The organism is Mesorhizobium sp. M7A.F.Ca.MR.362.00.0.0 (assembly GCF_004023175.1).
GTDB lineage: Bacteria > Pseudomonadota > Alphaproteobacteria > Rhizobiales > Rhizobiaceae > Mesorhizobium.
On record NZ_RZTF01001113.1, the window covers coordinates 1 to 240 of the forward strand.

At 62.9% G+C, this 240-nt stretch carries 1 pseudogene; it reads right to left on the reverse strand.

Annotation, left to right across the window (positions count from 1 at the left end):
* Positions 1-240: pseudogene (locus tag EOC06_RS39310) on the reverse strand (lipid A biosynthesis lauroyl acyltransferase); the annotation flags it as partial.

Here is a 240-nt window from a genome sequence, read left to right on the forward strand (position 1 = left end):
CTCGCACCCAGCGTTCGACGACATCGTTGAGACGCTGGGTGGTGGCGTGGACATCGACGCTGCCGTCAGCCGTTCGCGGCAATGTCAGCTTGTCCTCGATTTCGAGCCGGAAGCGGTTGCCTGGCAGCCTGATGCAGCGAGCCGGATAGACGTCGCAGTCATAGTGACGGGCAAGGGTGGCCAGCACCCGATTGCTCTGGCACGGACGGCCGAAGAATGTCGTCTCCAGTCCGTTGGAGA